The following is a 16708-nucleotide window of genomic DNA, read 5'->3' on the forward strand; positions in this document are numbered from 1 at the left end:
ACGGGGAGAGCCGACCCATGCACATGTCCAGCGCCGTCCTGACCGGCCACGAACGCACCGCGGTACAGGCGTATCTCCGCCTGCTGCACACCGTCCGCGCCACCCTCGACAGCCCGGCGAGCGCGCCGCGACCGGTGATCGTCCCGGCCTCCGCGCTCGCGGAGGCCGACGATGCGCTGGCGGTGGCCGGGCTCGCGGGCAACGAGGAGGCGTTCTTCGCGCTGGTACGCGGCTGGTGCTCCGAAGGCTCCGAGGGCGGCTGACGCGGCGTCACCCGAGGACGCCGGTCACGCGGGTACGTCACCGTGCGGTTCAGGCGAGACCTTGCGGTTCAGCCAGGTCACTCGCGGCGGTACCGATGGCGTGGCAGCGCCCGATGCTGCCGGCGACGTACGCCACCTCACGCAGGTCCCTGACGGCGGCCAGGGCCTTGAGCTCCAACCCCGCGAACCGGCCCTTCCTGTGAACCGGTTGGGCTTTCCTATCGATTCGGACGCGAGTTGAGTGACCGCGCCGGTGCGGACCGTATTCTTCCTGTAGGCATCCCCCATACGCAGGGCGGGCGTTCGACGCTGCCTGTCGGCCGGCGCACGGCGCCGCTGTGCGGGGGTCTGACGCGCGGCGCGGCCGTGCGCGGGAAGGAGGCGGGCGAGTGCAGGAGGTCAGCCTCCCGCGGCTGGTGGAGCCGCTGCGCTCGGGCGGGCTCGCGGACTCCGTCTTCCAAGTCGCCGAGCAGACCCCTGAGTTCGTGCAGTTCTCGCGCCGCTCGGAGAGGCAGCCGGACGAGTGGTATCCGGTGACGGCGGCCGAGTTCCGCGACGAGGTGCTGGCCGCCGCGAAGGGGTTCATCGCGAGCGGCATCCGCTTCGGCGACCGGGTCGCGCTGATGTCCCGCACGCGCTACGAGTGGACGCTGCTCACGTACGCCCTGTGGGCCATCGGCGCCCGCGTCGTACCCGTCTATCCGACCTCCTCGTCGGAGCAGGTGCGCTGGATCCTGGACGACACCCAGGCGGCGGCCATCGTGGTCGAGCACGAGGACCACGCGATGACGGTCGGTGCGATCTGCGGCTCGGTGCCGCGGCTGGCCCACATGTGGCAGCTGGACTCCGGCGGAGTGCGCCGGCTGGTCGAGGCCGGCCAGGACGTCCCGGACGATGCGGTCACCAGGCGGCGGGCAGCGGTCCAGCCGCAGCACATCGCCGCGATCCCGTACACCTCCGGCACCACGGGGCGGCCGCGGGGCTGCCTGCTCACCCACGCGAACCTGGCCGCCGAGTGCGACACGCTCATCGCGGGCTGGCGCGAGCTCACCGCCGAGCCGGGCGAGGAGCCGTCGATCCTCACGTTCCTGCCGGTCGCGCACTGCTACGGGATCATGGTGGTGGTCTCCTGTCTGCGCGGCGGCGTCCGGCTCGGCCACCAGCCCGACATGACGCCCGCCGCGCTGCTGGCCGCCCTCGACTCATTCCGCCCGACGTTCCTGTTCGCCGTGCCGTACATCTTCGAGAAGATCTTCCAGCGCGCTCGGCTCGCCGCCGCGGAGGCGGGCAAGCTGGCCGTGTTCGACAAGGCCGCGGACGTCGCCGCACGTTACGCGGAGGCGCTGGAGCGGCAGGCCTTCGGCAAGGGGCACGGTCCCGGCCCGGCGCTGAGAATGCAGCACGCGCTGTACGAGCACGCGGTCTACGCGCGGATACGGGCCGTGCTCGGCGGCCGCGTGCGATACGCCGTTTCCGGCGGTTCGACGCTGCGCCGCCGCCTTGGCCTGTTCTTCGCCGGTGCCGGCATCACGGTCTACGAGGGGTACGGCCTCACCGAGACGTCCGCAGCGGTGACGGCGCAGCCCGTGCACCGGGTCAGATTCGGCACCGTCGGCAAACCGATGCCCGGCAACACGGTGCACATCGCGCTGGACGGCGAGGTGTGGGTGCGCGGCGACGTCGTCTTCCTGGGCTACCTCAACAACCGTGAGGCCACGGACCAGGTGCTCCGGGACGGCTGGCTCGCGACCGGTGACGTGGGGTATCTCGACGCGGACGGCTATCTCGTCATCACGGGCCGCAAGAAGGACATCATCATTACGAGTGGCGGCAAGAGCGTCGCCCCGCTGGTCCTGGAGGAGCAGCTGCGGGAGGATCCGATGGTCTCGCAGTGCCTGGTCGTCGGCGACAACCAGCCGTACGTCGCCGCGCTCGTCACGCTCGACCCCCAGGCCGTGGCCAACTGGCGGAAGCTGATGGGCAAACCGCAGGCGAGTCCCGAGGCGATGACGGACGACGATGACCTGCGGGCGCTGATCCAGCGGACCGTGTCGCGCGTCAACACCGGTGTCTCGCGGGCCGAATCCATCCGCGCGTTCCGCATCTTGCCGCAGGAGTTCAGCGCCTCGAACGGCCTGATGACACCGTCTCTGAAGCTCCGGCGCAGCGCGATCGTGAGCGCTTTCAAGCGGGAGATCGACGACCTGTACGCCCGGAACCGGTGACTCCGCCCGTGTCCCGGCAGCATGGGCCGTGGCCAGGGATTTCTTAACACGTACGTAGCAGCACAAGGCGCGTTGGAGCCCTATGATCGGCCCAACACGGGCCGCAACGACATCGGTTGTTCGGACGGCGGTTCCGTGCCCTTCATCTCCCCTGCCCGGGTGCGGCATCGCTGTGCCGTGCCCTGCCCGACCCATGGAAGGCGGCCTGAATGGTCTCTCGCGTACGCGTCTGGCTCAACCGCACGTACGCGGAGAACGTCTTCTTCATGGATCAGCTACGGGGTAATCCCCATGGCGCGCGGGTCGAGATCCATGCCACCCACGGCGACCCCGACTCGCCCGTCCTGGCCGCCGCGGACGCCGCGGCACTGGAACCCGAGGGCCTGTCCCCCGCCGCCTACGTCGAATACGCGCTGGCGCAGTGCGCCCAGCACGCGATCGACGTCTTCGTGCCGGTGCTGCACCAGGGCGTGATCGCGGCGCATCGCGAGGAGTTCGCCGCCCTCGGCACCGTGCTCCTCGCCCCGCCGGCCGAGGCGATCGCCACCTTCCAGGACAAGGCCGCCGCCTATGAGGCGGCGGCGACCGCGGGTGTTCCGGTGCCGCCGTGGTGGCGGGTGCACACCGAGGACGAGCTGGTGACGGCCTTCGAGGCGATCGAGGCGACGGGTCACAAGGCGTGCTTCAAGCCCGCGGCCGGTGCGGGCGGTGTCGGCTTCCGCGTCGTCACGCGCTCCCCGTTCTCGCTGATGCACCTGACCGGATTCCCCAGCCCGTACGTCCCGTTGAACCTGGTCGTCGACGCGCTGCGGCACGCCGACGAGCCCGTGGACTGGCTGGTGATGCCGCGCCTGGACGAGCCCGAGGTGTCCGTCGACTGCCTCACCGGCCCGGACGGCCGGGTCCGTATGGCGGTGGGCCGCACCAAGCACGGCCGCCGCCGCGGCTTCACGCTCCACCCCTCCTGGATCGAGCCGTCCCGCCGCCTCGCCGAGACCTTCGGCCTGCACTGGCTCACCAACATCCAGTACCGCCTCCATGACGGCAAGCCGGTCCTCATGGACGTCAACACCCGCCCGGCGGGCGGCCTGCACCAGCTCTCCCAGTGCGGCCTGAACGTCCCGTGGTCCGCCGTCCGCCTGGCACTCGGCGAGGACCCGGGCGATCTGACGCCGGACTTCCTCGGCCCGGACTACGCGGTGGTCGCCGGACCACGGCCGGTCCGCCCGGTGACGCTCCCCCAGCAGCGAACGGACTCACTACCGCTGATCCCGGCGCCGTCGTCGGGCCCGGGTCCCGACGAGGCACCGCCTGCCTCGCCAGCACAGGCCGCCGCGGTCACCCCGGCGGACGCGGGCCTGCCGATCGCCTAGGGGGCGCCCCTTCGGGGCGCGCCCCGAAGGGGCGCGGGGAACTGCGCGACCAGCCACGACGGCGCCGCAGACGACCGACGGCACATCACGGCACTTCCAGCGGGGCGCGCCCCTCGGTCAGCGCCCCAGTCGCAGGGCGTGCTGCGCAGCCAGCCGCACGGGCGCGTTCTGGGCGCCATAGCCGCGGTAGCCGCCATCGCGCTGGACGAGCTCGAAGAAGACGCGTCCGACGGTCTCGGTGTAGCAGTGGCGGAATTCGCCGTGCTCGTCGCGGTCGTAGAGGATGCCGAGTTCGCGGTAGGTCTCCAGCTCGCCGGGGGCGAACTCGTAGCGGGCCGCCAGGTCGTCGTAGTAGTTGACGGGCACCGGCAGGAGCCGGCCGCCCGCCTCCCTGACCCGGCGGACGGCCGTGACGAGATCGTCGACGGCGAACGCGATGTGCTGGGCGCGGCCGCCCTCGTCGGTGGGGGCGGGCCCGACGCCGAGCGCGATCCGCACGCCCCCGTCGGGGGTGGTGACGGCACGGCTGCGCAGCAGTCCGTACGGGTCGGCGACGTCGACGCTCTCCTGCGCCTGGAGCCCGAGCACACTGCGGTGGAAGAGGGCGGCCTCGTCGAACTGGTGCCAGGGCTGGGTGAGCGCCAGGTGGTCGATGCGACGGATGCCGGTGCCGGGTGCGGGGGCGTACTCGACGGGCGTGAAGTCGCCTGTCCAGCTGGGGAGTTCGGGCTGGTCGGTGGCGCAGAAGAACAGCTGTGTGCCGTCGGGGGCGGCCACCGCGTCGAGCGGCGCGTCCTCGGGGGCGCGGCGGCGCGGCAGCACGGGGGCGAGCAGCGCCTCGGCGCGCCGGGCTGCGGCGGCCGGGTCCGGGGACTCCAGGCCGATGGCGGCGAGGGAGAGGACGTCGCGGCTGCCGACCGGACCGGTGTTGAGCAGGACGCGTGCGTCGCCCTGCTGCCACAGCTCCACCGGCTTGCTGCGGTGCCTGGCGGTACGGGCGAAGCCGAGGGCGCCGAGCAGCGCGGAGGCCGGTTCGGCGTCGGGCGTGACGAGTTCGGCGAAGGCGACTCCGGTGGGCACGACCGGGTCCGGCGGGGCGACCAGCCCGGTGGCCTCCTGCAGGACGATCAGTGAGCGCTGGGCGTCGACGGCGGTCGGGCGCGCGTCGGCCTGCCGGAACACGTCGTTGAACACCTCGAGGGACAGCGGCCCTTGATAGCCGGCACGCACCACATGGCCGAGGAACCCGGCGACGTCGAATCCGCCCTGCCCCGGGAAGCAGCGGTAGTGGCGGCTCCACTGCAGCACGTCCATGGCCATCAGCGGCGCGTCGGCCAGCTGCAGGAAGAAGATCTTCTCGCCGGGGATCTCCTCGATACCCTTGGGATCCGAACCGCGGGCGAGGATGTGGAAGCTGTCCAGGCAGGTGCCGAGCGCCGGATGATCGGCGGCCTCGACGATGCGCCAGGCGTGGTCGTACGTGTTGACGTGGCGGCCCCACGCGAGCGCTTCGTAGGCGACGCGGATGCCGTACTCCTCAGCCAGCTCGGCGAGTCGGCGCAGCTGGGCGGCGGCGAGGGCGTCGTCGTCCACGGCGAGCGGCGAGACGCTGGAGCACACGAGCACCGTGTCGGCGCCCAGCCGCCGCATCAGCCGGAACTTGTGCTCGGCCCGCCGCAGATTGCGGGCGAACTCGTCCTCCGGTACGGCCTCGATGTCGCGCATCGGCTGGTAGAGGTCGATGGTGAGGCCGAGGTCGGCGGTGCGGGCCCGGATCTCCTCCGGGGTGAGGGGGCTGGCGAGCAGATCGTTCTCGAAGATCTCCACGCCGTCGAAGCCGGCCCGTGCCGCCGCCGTGAGTTTCTCGGTGAGGGGGCCGCTGAGCGAGACGGTGGCGATGGACGTACGCACGGCGGTGCTCCTTCGATGAGTTCTTATCGGGCTCGGTGCTGTCCCGGGACTGCTTCGGACGCCCTGTCAGGCTCGGGCTCGGCCCTCTCAGGCGTGGGCTTCGGCGGCGCCCGCCAGTTCCGCGATGTCGGCGAGCATCCGGGCGCTGTCGGGCTCCCTGCCGGTGAACAGCCGGAACGCGTCGACCGCCTGGAAGACGGCCATGCCGCCGCCGTCGAGCGTGGCGCAGCCGAGAGCGCGGGCGGTCCGCAACAGCTGGGTCTCCAGCGGCCGGTAGACCACCTCGGCGACCCACAGGCCCGGGTGGAGCAGCTCGGCCGGGAACGGCAGTCCCGGATGCGCGGCCATGCCGGTGGGTGTGGCGTGCACGAGGCCGTCGCCCGCCGCGATGAGGGCCGGGAGCCGGTCCGGAGCGGCGGCCGTCGCCCGCCCGTCGCCGAAGTGGCGGTTGAGCGATGCGGCGAGATCGGAGGCCCGTTCCGGCAGCGCATCGACGACGGTGAGCCGTCCGGCGCCGAGAGTCAGCACAGCGTGCGCCACCGCGGCCCCGGCACCCCCCGCCCCGAGCTGTACGACATGGTCGAGCGAGGCGTCCGGCAGCCCACGGGCGAACGAGGCGGCGAAGCCCGTGACGTCGGTGTTGTGTCCGACGGCCCGGCCGTCCTCGAAGACGACGGTGTTGACCGCGCCGAGGGCCTCGGCCCCGGGTGAGAGCGCGTCGAGGTGCTCGATGACGAGCTGCTTGCACGGGTGGGTGATGTTCAGCCCGTCGTAGCCGAGGTCGCGGGCGGCCCGGAGCAGATCGCCGACCCTGTCGGGCGTGACACCGAGGACGTCGATGTCGATCAGCCGGTAGAGGTAGCGCAGGCCCTGGCGGTCGGCCTCACGTTCATGGAGCGCTGGGCTGAGCGAGGGCCCGACGCCGGCGCCGATCAGGCCGATGAGGAAGGAGTCCTGGGTCGTGGGTGCCATCGCTGCCTCTCGCCGTCTTCCAACGTAATGTACGAACTGGTTCGTTAGTCATATCAGGCGCTCGGCTCGACAGGAAGCCCCCTCCGGAAACTCCGGGGGCTGCGCGGACCGTTGATCTACACGGGCCCGCGAGCGGGACCGGCTTCTACAATCGCCACCATCGGGCAGGACCCAAGCCCCGCCCGGCGGCACCAGTGCCCCACACCGGCTTCACCCACTCCGAAGGAACCAACGGATGACCACTGTCGAAGAACCGGCCCGACCCGGCGGACGCATCCGCGACGCCGCCCGCACCAAGGCCGAGATCCTCGACGTGGCGACCCAGGAGTTCGCCCGCGCCGGGTACACGGGTGCCCGCGTCGACGAGATCGCGGCCCGCACGCGCACCACGAAACGGATGATCTACTACTACTTCGGCGGCAAGGAGCAGCTGTTCACGGCCGTACTGGAGCGTGCGTACTCCGTGATCAGGCAGGCCGAGCAGGAGCTCGAAGTCGAGCATCTCGACCCGGTCGCGGCCATCCGCCGGCTGGCCGAGCTCACCTTCGACCACCACGAGGCGCACCCGGACTTCATCCGGCTCGTCAGCATCGAGAACATCCACGAGGCGGAGCACATCGCCGCGTCCGAGGCGCTCGGCAAGCTCAGCTCGCCCGCGATCGAGGTGATCCGGCGGATCCTCGAGGCGGGCCGGGCATCGGGCCTGTTCACGGCCGATGTCGACGCGGTGGACCTGCACGCGATGATCAGCGCGTTCTGCTTCTTCCGGGTCGCCAACCGACACACGTTCGGCGCCCTCTTCGGCCGCGACCTGGTCGCCGCGGACCAGCGGGAGCACTACCGGAACATGCTCGGCGACATGGTCATCGCCTACCTCACGGCGGACCGCTCGGCGGACTGAACGCCAGAGCCACGCAGGACCGGTTTCTGCGCGACCCCTTGACAGGCGGGATACGCGAGCGCAACATCCGTAGCCACTCGCTATTAACTATCCAGTGAGTTAATCACCCGCCTTCCGACCGGAGCGCCGGTGACAGCCGCCCCCGACCCTGAGGGGCCCGGCTCTCCTCACCTCACCCGCTCTACCCTTCTCCGGAAGCCCCCAAGGAGCCGCCGTGACCGTCCCCGACGCCCACCAGGGCCAGCCGCGAAAGGCTGCGCTCGCTGCCTGGATCGGCAGCGCCCTCGAGTACTACGACTTCTTCATCTACGGCAGCGCCGCCGCGCTGATCTTCCCCAAGATCTTCTTCGACGAGTCGGACCCGGCCACGGCGACCCTGCTGTCGCTGGCCACCTTCGGCGTCGCGTACGCGGCCCGTCCGATCGGCGCGCTGTTCCTGGGCCATGTCGGAGACCGTCTGGGCCGCAAGAAGATCATGGTCTTCACACTGATCCTGATGGGCGTGTCCACCTTCCTCATCGGCTGCCTGCCGACACGGGCGCAGGTCGGCACCCTCGCCCCCGTCCTCCTGGTGCTGTGCCGCATCCTGCAGGGCATCTCGGCCGCAGGTGAGCAGGCGAGCGCCAACTCCATGACGCTGGAACACGCACCGCCGCACCGCCGCGGCTACTTCACGAGCTTCACGCTCAACGGCACGCAGGCGGGCCAGCTCCTCGCCACCCTCGCCTTCATCCCGGTCGCGGCCCTGCCCGAGGACCAGCTGCTCAGCTGGGGCTGGCGCGTCCCGTTCTGGCTCAGCGTCGTCGTCGCCGTCGTCGGCTACGTCATCCGCCGCACGCTCGAGGAGACCCCGGCCTTCACCCAGCAGGCCGCGACCGAGGGCGTGGCCAAGCTTCCGCTGCTGGTGCTGTTCCGCGAGCACTGGGCGGACGTGCTGCGCGTGATCGCCGGTGCCCTGGTCGCGTCGGTCAGCACGATCTTCACCGTCTGGGCCCTGGCGTACGCGACCAGCGACTCGGTCGGCCTGGACCGCTCGAGCATGCTGTGGGTGGGCGCGCTCGCCAACCTGGTCGCCCTCGGCGCCATCCCGCTGTGGGCCAGGCTCTCCGACCGCATCGGCCGCAGGCCGGTCTTCCTCACGGGTGCCGCCGGCAGCGCGATCATGATGTTCGCCTACCTCTGGGCCATCTCCACCGGCTCGTACCCGCTGGTCCTGATCCTCGGCATCGCCACCTTCGGCATCGTCTACAGCGCCGCCAACGGCATCTGGCCCTCCTTCTACGGCGAGATGTTCTCCACGCGCGTACGCCTGTCGGGCATGGCCATCGGCACGCAGATCGGCTTCGCCGTCGCCGGGTTCGCCGTGACGTTCGCCGCGGAGATCGCCGGCCCGAACGGTGACGACTGGTCGGCCGTGGCCCTGTTCACGGCGGTGCTCTGCATCCCGCCGGTGCTCGCCGCGCTCACCGCGCGCGAGACGCACAAGGTGCCGACGGAGCAGCTGGGCCTGCGGCGACCGCAGGAGGCGGCAGGGCGCGAGACCGTGGCGGCCTGACATTCGGGCGCTTCGGGGCCGGGCTCGGTGAGGCTGGCCCCGAAGCATGTTCACGCGGCTTGTGCCGGGCTCACGCCGGCTTCAGCTGCCACTGCTGGCAGGTGTTGCTCAGCCACGACCACTGCCGTACGTCGGCTCCGTCCGCCGTCGAGCAGTTCGCGACGTCGGCGACCTTGCCGGTGGCCTGGTTGACGATGCGCACCCAGCCGCCCGACGCTGTGGCGACGAACCGGAACTTGCCGCTGTTGCGGTTGACGATGGTGTACGTCGTGGAGGCGGTCGACGGTTCTCCCGACGGCCCCGCGAGGGGCGTACTGAGGGGCGCCCGAGCTGCACTACTCGGGCGGGCGCAGGCCGCCAGCAAGGTCAGTAGGCGACGGGCCATCCGCTGCTCCAGTTCAGAAGGTTGATCCCGAGCTTCGGGGTGCCGTTGTCGTTGGCGTCGTAGTAGTGGTAGACGATCAGGTCGCCGTCCACGTCGTTCATGATCGACTGGCCGCCGGGGCCGATGATGCTGCCGTGCGACTCGAGGACGGGCGTGCCGCCGTTGTTCATCATGGCGACTCCGTTCTTGTCGTAGTACGGGCCGGTGATGCTGGTGGCGCGGCCCACCTTGACCTTGTACGTCGAGCTGGTGCCCGCGCAGCACGTGTCGTACGAGGCGAAGAGGTAGTAGTAGCCGTTCCGCTTCACGATGTACGGCGCCTCGACGGCCTTGGTGCCGGTCGGGCGGGAGGCGAGCGAGTACCGGGTGGTATTCGTGGAGAGCTGCTTCCCGGTCGACGGGTTGATCTGGATCATCTTGATCCCCGTCCACCAGGAGCCGAAGGACAGCCACCACTTGCCGTCACTGTCGACGAAGAGGTTCGGGTCGATGGCGTTGTAGTCGTTGAACGAGTTCGACGTGTAGACGATGCCCTGGTCCGTCCAGCTGCCCGGCTGCCCTGTGGTGGAGGTCGCGAGCCCGATGGCCGAGGTGTTCGAGCCGAACTTCGAGACGGAGTAGTACATCAGGTACTTGCCGCCGTGGTACGAGATGTCGGGCGCCCAGGCCTCCGGGACGGAGGAGTAGCTCGACCACCAGCTGGGGCGCGAGCCGAACGCGTCGGCGCCGGCGCTGAAGGCGATCCGGTCGGTCGAGGTGCGGTTGCTGATGCCGCCGCCGGTGGCGTAGAGCAGGTATTGGCCGGACGAGGTGCGGATCATGGTCGGGTCGTGGACGACGGTCGCGCCCGTGACACGGCCCGGGTTGGGGTACGCGTTCGCGGTGCTGGGGATCAGGGCGAGCAGCGCGGCTGCCGGGACGGCGAGGAGCACCCGTCCGCGGGCGCGGCCGGTGCGGGTACTGCGGGAGGTGCGGCTCACTCGGGACCTCCTGGGCGGTTGTGGGGGTTGTGGGTGGTGGCAGGCGGCAACAGACACCTGCCACCAAGCAGCCGGACAGAGGCCATGGGGCGTCCGAAATACCGGACAGCGGCCGCCTGTTCGGACACTTACGGCTCGGAAACGTAGAATCGAAGCGCTTTCGCGTCAACGCTTCTCACAGCACGACTTCCGCCACTCGCACGCCATTTCACGCCACACGTCACGACACCTGCCGTCACGCGCAGTGCAGAAAGCCGGGCCCGCGCCACGCGACCATGGATCACAAGTCGCGCGGCGCGGGCCCGCTTCATGTTCGGCGACCGTACGTCAGCCGCGTACCGGAGCCACCTGTATCCGGTCGATGTTGGGCGCCCACGCGGACGCGTTGCCGAAGGTGACGGTGTTCGAGCCCTCCTTCAGCTCGACCGGGACGCCGAGGGTCCAGTAGTCGTCCCAGCTCCAGGTGTTCTTGAAGGTCACCGTCCGAGTCTCGCCGCCGACCGTGACGTCCGCGGTGCGGGACATGATGTCGGTGTTGTACGCATGGCCGTTGTCGCGGCGGTCGTTGTGGCTGTAGTCGACGACGAGGACGTACGTGCCGGTGCGCGGCGCGTCGACGGTGAAGGTGGCGGTGCTGGAGGCGCTGTTGCCGAGCCAGCCGATGTACGACCCCGACGAGGCGTACGCGCTGTCCACGAGCCGGGCGCCACCCGCCAGCGTCGCCTGGGCACCCTCGTACGTGAGCGTGCCGGACGACGAGCCCGAGCCCGTCACGTCGAGGGACCGCAGCGCCGCGTGCCCGGTGGCCGTGATGCGGTTGTTGCCTGCGACGAGGTACAGCTTCAGCGGCCGGTTCGGGGCGGCCGCCACCGTCTCGCCGTGCAGCGACAGCTGCACGGCCGCCGACGCGCGCGACGTCACGGTGAAGTAGCCGTCGCGCGGTGCGTAGACGTCGAACACCGCCTTGTCGCCGGAGTCGAGGACCAGCGCGCCCGTGCCGGTCCCGGACGAGTCGCCGTAGTCGTACGACACGTTGCCGGAGATGTCGGCGAGCGTGGCCTCGTACGACGCCGCAGGCGTGACGTGCGCGGTCAGGTCGATGCGGTCGAGCGTGGCCTCGCCCCTGTCCCGGGCCAGGGTGAGGGTGTGCGTCCCGGCGGTGAGGTCGACGGTCAGGTCCTTCTTCGCCCGGTAGGTCCAGTTCTCGGTCGACGGATACGTGACCGTGGTCGCCGGGCCGCCGTCGACGGACAGCTTCTGGGTGGAGGGGGCGCCGGACTGGTTGCCGTACAGGATCGACAGGTCGTACGTGCCGGTGCTCGGCACGGTGACGGTGAAGTCGACCTTGCTGTCGGCGGTCTTCAGCGAGCCGACGTCCTTGGTGCCGGAGGCGGCGTAGCCGTTGGCGTTGGAGACCGTGCCCTGGGTGTAGACCTGGCCTCCGGTGATCTTCGCGTCCTCGGCCTCGTACGAAGCCGACCACGGGACGCTCGCCGCGGCCGGGGTGCCCGAACCCGCCGGGGTGAGCACGATCCGGTAGGCGGACATCTGCTGCATGCCCTTGAGCGGGACGGTGACGCTGCCGTCCGCGCCCACGCTCAGCTTCACCCGCGACAGCACGCGCGGCGCTGCATGCTGACCCTCGTACCCGGACCAGGCCGCCTCGGCCACGGTCGCCGTGACCGAGGTGCCGAAGACCTTCGGGTCGACGTGCTGCACGGCGACGTCCGCGTCACCGGAGGCCCCGCCGACCAGCACCTGCGCCTGCCGGCGTGAGGTGTCGAGCGAGGCCAGGCCCTGGAGTGTGTCGATCGTGTTCGGCGACGGCGGGGTGACCTTCACCGTCTGGCCGGTCATCCCCGCGTACCAGCGGAAGAGCCACCAGCTGCCGTTGGGGATGTTGGTGCGTACGACGTTGCCGCTGAGGTTGCCCGCGGCGTCCCAGTAGGCCTGGTTGGCGAGAACCTTGTTCCGTTCGAACATCGAGACCCACTGCACCAGTTGTCCCGGGACGGACAGGTCGCGGCGGTTGGCGTACTCGTCGATGTTGACGGGCAGCGGCGGGATGCCGAGGGACTTCTCCAGGGCGCGGTAGTGGTCGTAGTTGGACTGGAAGTACCTGAGCGAGTCCGGGGACAGCTCGTGCCAGGTCATCACGTCGGGCAGGACGTCGTTGGCCTTGGCGTAGGCGAGGAAGTCGGGCAGCAGCCGCTTGTCGTAGTAGGCCTCGTTGGGGCCCGCGATCCGGGCGTCCGGGTCCTGGGCGCGGATGCGCTGGTAGACGGTCTTCCAGTCGGCGAGGAAGCGGTCGCGGTTCTTCTCGTACTGCGCCGGGTCCTTGGTGTTGAGGCCGTACCAGATCCAGTCGGGCTCGTTGAACGGGACGTAGACGAAGCGGTCACTGTGCTCGGCCGCGTTGACCTTCTCGACGATGGAGTCGACCTTGGTGAGGTAGTCGTCGAGGCCCAGGTCCTCGTACGGCCACTTCTGGTAGATGTCCTGCATCATCACGTTGACGTCGCCGCCGCCGTTGCGGAAGAAGGACTTCGAGACGGCGATCGCGTCGCCGTTCGGGTGCTGCAGTCCGCCGTCCGGCTTCTGCGAGATGGACGTGATCTTCAGCGGGGCGAGGGCGGCGTCGCTCGGGACGCCGTCGTCGCCCAGTCCGTAGAGGGCGCCGTTGGCGCCGTACATGACCTTGCCCTCGGGGGCGCCCAGATCGACGGTGATGCTCTGGGCGGCTGCCGCCCGGGCGGGCTGGGCGGTGGGCAGGGTGCCGGCCATCGCTGCCGCTCCCATCACTGTGGTCAGTAAGACGGTCGATATCCGCCTTGTTCTTCTCTTGCCGGGTGTACGTGACGTGCGGCTCGTTCTGCTCACAGGGACCTCCTGGTTACTTGACGGCTCCACTGGTGATTCCGGAAACGATCTTTCGTTGGGCCACCAGGAACACGGCGACCATCGGCAGGCTCATCACCACCACGTACGCGAAGATGAGGTGCCAGTTGTTGAGGTAGAGCTGGGCGCTGGCGACCTGGTAGAGGTTGATCGGGAGGGTCGCCGCATCTCCGCCGCCGAGGACGAAGAAGGCGTAGAAGATGTCGCTCCAGGCGTAGAGCATCACCATGATCGTGGCGGTGGCGATGACCGGCCGCAGCAGCGGCAGGATGATGCGTAGGAAGATCCGCAGCGGCTTCGCCCCGTCCATCCGGGCGGCCTCCTCCAGCTCGGCCGGGATGGAGCGGATGAATCCGGTCATGAAGAAGATCGACGTCGACAGATACATCCCGGTGTAGACGGCGATCATGCCCGGCCTGGTGTTCGCCAGGCCGAACTGGCGCAGCTCCATGACGATGGTGATCACGGCGGGCGGCAGCAGCAGTCCGCTGATGGTGAGGGCGTACGCCGCGGAGACCAGCTTCGACGTGCGGCGGGCGAAGACCCAGGCCGCGCCCGCGCCGAGGATCAGCACGAGAACCACCGAAGGCACCACGACCGCAAGGGAGTTGAGCAGGCCGCGCAGCATCTCGCCCTGGCTCACGGCGTCCGCGTAGTTCTGGGCGGGCTGCCAGTGGTGCGGCAGGTCGAGGTTGGGTTTGACCGCCTCGCCCTGCGGCTTGGCCGAGGTGACCAGGACCAGCCACAGCGGCACGCCCACGGCGAGGCCGGCGAGCAGCAGGACGAGTGCGGGGCGACCGAAGCGCCAGACACGGGCTCCCGAAGACCCGGTTCCAGACATCACGGAGAGCGCGCTCACAGCATCTGCTCCCTTCGGCGCAACCCGATGACCAGCGGGATCGCGATCGCGACCACGATCAGGAAGAGGACCAGGCTCATCGTGGACGCCTGCGCGTACAGGCCCTGCCCGAAGACCCGGAACATGTAGATGTTGAAGACCTCGGTGGAGGCGGCCGGGCCGCCGCCGGTGGTGGCCTGCACGATGTCGAAGGTGTTCATCGAACCGATCAGCGCGGTGGTCACGTTGAACGTGACGGCCGGTGCGAGCATCGGCCAGCGCACCGACCAGAAGGTCCGCCAGGGACCGGCACCGTCCATCCTCGCCGCCTCCAGCATGTCGCCCGGGATGCCCTTGAGCCCGGCGAGATAGATCAGCATCGACAGGCCCATCCACTTCCAGCCGTGGATGACGGAGACCAGGACGAGCGTCCAGGTGGTCGAGCCCAGCCAGGGGACGTCCATGCCCAACACCGAGTTGACCGCACCGTCCTGGTCCAGGAGCGCCTGGAACACGTATCCGACGGCGAGCGCCGAGATCAGGACGGGCAGGAAGAAGACGGCGCGGAAGAACCGGTTGAAGCGGGTGTCCTCCTCCAGGAGCAGCGCCAGGCCGAGACCGAAGCCGTTCTGGAAGAGGGCGGCGAGGGCCGCGTACACGAGCGTCGTCCTGATGGCCCTCAGCAGCGAGCCGTCGTCCACGACCGTCTTGAAGTTGTCGAGGCCCGTGAAGGCGATGTCCGCGTGGTACGAGGACCAGTTGGTGAACGGGTAGTAGAAGTTGAGCAGGTTGGGCACCAGGAAGAAGGTCACGAAGACCGCGACGGCCGGGAGCGCGAACCACCAGGGGTGGTGGACGGCCGCGCGCGGCAGCCGTCCCACGTTCTTCTGCGTCCTCCGCTGCTTCCGGGCGGACGGTGCCGCCTCGTCCATGCGTATGGCTGTGTCCGCCACGACGGGAACTCCTCGTTCCGAAGCGTTTCGCAGATCAGAAAGCAGATCAGAAACCGGGCGCGCCCTGGGCCTTGGCCACCTGCGCGAACTGGTCCTGGATCGCCTGGGCCACCTGCTTCGGGGTCTTCTTGCCGTAGAGCATGTCGGCGAGATACAGGTGCGTGTCCGGGGCGACGATGGCCTTGGCCTGGAAGACGCCGTTCGCCGTCGGCAGCGCGTTCATCTGGGCCTTCGAGGTGTCCGGGAGCCCGTCGGGGCTGGGCACTCCGGGCTGCACCGAGGGGATCTTCATCGCCTTGATGTACGAGGCGTAGTCCGTGTCCAGCCAGAAGGCCAGGAACTGGCGGGCGGCGTTCTCCCGCTTCTCGTCGCCGGTCTTGAAGGCGACGACGCCGTTCGTCTGGTCCGGCGAGTACATGCCGGTGTCGTCGGAGTTGGAGATCGGGAACCAGCCCAGCTTCTTGTTGATCTCCTCGGTGCTGTGTTTGGCCTGGATCTGCGTCTGGAAGGAGGTGACGTTGAGGACCATGCCGACGTCGCCGTTCCAGAGTGCGTCGGCGGAGCCGGTGAAGGTGCCGGTCTTGTAGTTCTTCTGCGCGAGACCGGCGTCGAGCAGCTTCTCCTTGTACTTGGTGATGGCGTTGACGACGACCGGGTCGGTCCACTTCTCCTTGTTCTTGTTGAGGTCTGCCCACCACTGCTTGTCGAGGTCGGTGAGCTGCACCTGCATCTGCCACTGCAGGGGCCACTTGTCGGAGCCGGACTCGTAGAAGGCGGCGGCGTCCGTCTTGTCCTTGATCTTGTGGCCGAGGGCGAGCAGCTCGTCGTAGCTCTTGGGGAACTGGTCCTCGGTGATGCCCGCCTTCTTGAAGACGTCCTTGTTGTAGTAGACGCCGAGCATGGCGGGGACGGTGACGATGGCGGCGTAGCGCTTGCCGTCGATGACGCCGAGGGACTTCTCGGTGTCGCCGAGCTTGTTCACCCAGGGCTCGTCGTCGAGGGTGAGCAGGTTCTGCTGCGGCTGGATGAACGGCAGCGTGGAGATGGACGGCTGCCAGAACATCAGGTCCGGCTTGTCGCCCGAAGCGAGCTTCGTCGGCACGTTCTGTTCGTACAGGTCAGGGATCGCCTGGGTGTCGACCTCGGCACCGGTGGCCTTCTCGAAGGCGTCGATGACCTGCTTGGGGGCGTTGACGGTGTTCTGCGCCGTCCACATGGTCAGTTTCACGCCGTCGAGCTTCGCCGTGGGGTCGACCTTCGACTGGGGCGCGGAGTCGGCGCCGCCGTTCCCCGCGGTCGGATCGCTGCAGGCGGTGGCGGTGAGGGCGGTGGCGCATATCAGCACGAGGGCTGGGAGAACTCGCTTCATCGGGGCTCTGCCTTCGCTGCGTGGACGGGTCTGGAGAGGGGTGTGAGCGGGGGCTTGGGAGGGGCTTTGGTCGGCGGGGCGGGAT

Annotated in this window: 13 protein-coding genes; 5 read left to right on the plus strand and 8 right to left on the minus strand. The window is 69.5% G+C overall.

The genetic code is table 11. From position 1 onward, the window contains the following. The first annotated feature begins 23 nt into the window (after positions 1-23). The 3 genes from STSP_RS03400 to STSP_RS03410 all read left to right on the plus strand — a co-directional run bounded on the left by STSP_RS03400 (position 24) and on the right by STSP_RS03410 (position 3861). A complete protein-coding gene (locus STSP_RS03400) occupies positions 24-263 on the plus strand; it encodes a hypothetical protein (RefSeq protein ID WP_067271841.1) in 240 nt (79 codons plus the stop codon). A 389-nt stretch (positions 264-652) separates the two neighbouring features. Next, positions 653-2488 (plus strand): AMP-dependent synthetase/ligase, encoded by a 1836-nt coding sequence (locus tag STSP_RS03405; protein ID WP_067271783.1) that lies wholly within the window; start codon positions 653-655, stop codon positions 2486-2488. 209 nt (positions 2489-2697) lie between these two features. Then, a complete protein-coding gene (locus STSP_RS03410) occupies positions 2698-3861 on the plus strand; it encodes an ATP-grasp domain-containing protein (RefSeq protein WP_067271786.1) in 1164 nt (387 codons plus the stop codon). Between the two features lie 117 nt (positions 3862-3978). On the opposite strand, the gene STSP_RS03415 is transcribed toward STSP_RS03410, so the two are convergent. Further along, positions 3979-5772, minus strand: a complete 1794-nt coding sequence (locus STSP_RS03415) for a bifunctional sugar phosphate isomerase/epimerase/4-hydroxyphenylpyruvate dioxygenase family protein (protein ID WP_067271788.1) — start codon at positions 5770-5772, stop codon at positions 3979-3981. A gap of 87 nt (positions 5773-5859) precedes the next feature. Further along, positions 5860-6744, minus strand: coding sequence for a shikimate dehydrogenase (locus STSP_RS03420; protein ID WP_067271791.1), 885 nt, complete (start codon positions 6742-6744; stop codon positions 5860-5862). 235 nt (positions 6745-6979) lie between these two features. Between STSP_RS03420 and STSP_RS03425 the strand changes: the two genes are divergently transcribed. After that, the gene (locus STSP_RS03425; RefSeq protein ID WP_067271799.1) at positions 6980-7645 is read left to right on the plus strand and encodes a TetR/AcrR family transcriptional regulator; all 666 of its coding nucleotides are present in this window, start codon (positions 6980-6982) and stop codon (positions 7643-7645) included. Between the two features lie 214 nt (positions 7646-7859). After that, entirely contained in the window at positions 7860-9200 is a 1341-nt protein-coding gene (locus STSP_RS03430; RefSeq protein WP_067271801.1) for an MFS transporter, read from the plus strand. A gap of 70 nt (positions 9201-9270) precedes the next feature. Here the strand turns inward: STSP_RS03430 and STSP_RS39020 are convergent, their stop codons facing one another. From STSP_RS39020 to STSP_RS03460, 6 genes are all read right to left on the minus strand, one after another. Then, positions 9271-9585 carry an RICIN domain-containing protein gene (locus STSP_RS39020; protein ID WP_067271803.1) on the minus strand — a complete coding sequence of 105 codons (315 nt, stop codon included), beginning with the start codon at positions 9583-9585 and terminating at the stop codon, positions 9271-9273. Further along, positions 9567-10565, minus strand: a complete 999-nt coding sequence (locus STSP_RS03440; RefSeq protein ID WP_078066861.1) for an arabinan endo-1,5-alpha-L-arabinosidase — start codon at positions 10563-10565, stop codon at positions 9567-9569. The genes STSP_RS39020 and STSP_RS03440 overlap by 19 nt, the downstream gene beginning before the upstream one ends. A gap of 327 nt (positions 10566-10892) precedes the next feature. After that, on the minus strand, positions 10893-13349 hold the full coding sequence (locus STSP_RS03445) for a CBM35 domain-containing protein (protein WP_067271804.1): 2457 nt from the start codon (positions 13347-13349) through the stop codon (positions 10893-10895). A gap of 109 nt (positions 13350-13458) precedes the next feature. Further along, positions 13459-14304 (minus strand): carbohydrate ABC transporter permease, encoded by an 846-nt coding sequence (locus STSP_RS03450; RefSeq protein WP_067271847.1) that lies wholly within the window; start codon positions 14302-14304, stop codon positions 13459-13461. Between the two features lie 14 nt (positions 14305-14318). Beyond that, positions 14319-15254 carry a carbohydrate ABC transporter permease gene (locus STSP_RS03455; protein ID WP_067271806.1) on the minus strand — a complete coding sequence of 312 codons (936 nt, stop codon included), beginning with the start codon at positions 15252-15254 and terminating at the stop codon, positions 14319-14321. A gap of 46 nt (positions 15255-15300) precedes the next feature. Continuing rightward, positions 15301-16623: an ABC transporter substrate-binding protein gene (locus STSP_RS03460; RefSeq protein WP_067271807.1), complete on the minus strand. Its 1323-nt coding sequence runs from the start codon at positions 16621-16623 to the stop codon at positions 15301-15303. Positions 16624-16708 lie beyond the last annotated feature (85 nt).

It is taken from the genome of Streptomyces jeddahensis, from assembly GCF_001642995.1.
GTDB classification, from domain to species: Bacteria; Actinomycetota; Actinomycetes; order Streptomycetales; family Streptomycetaceae; genus Streptomyces; species Streptomyces jeddahensis.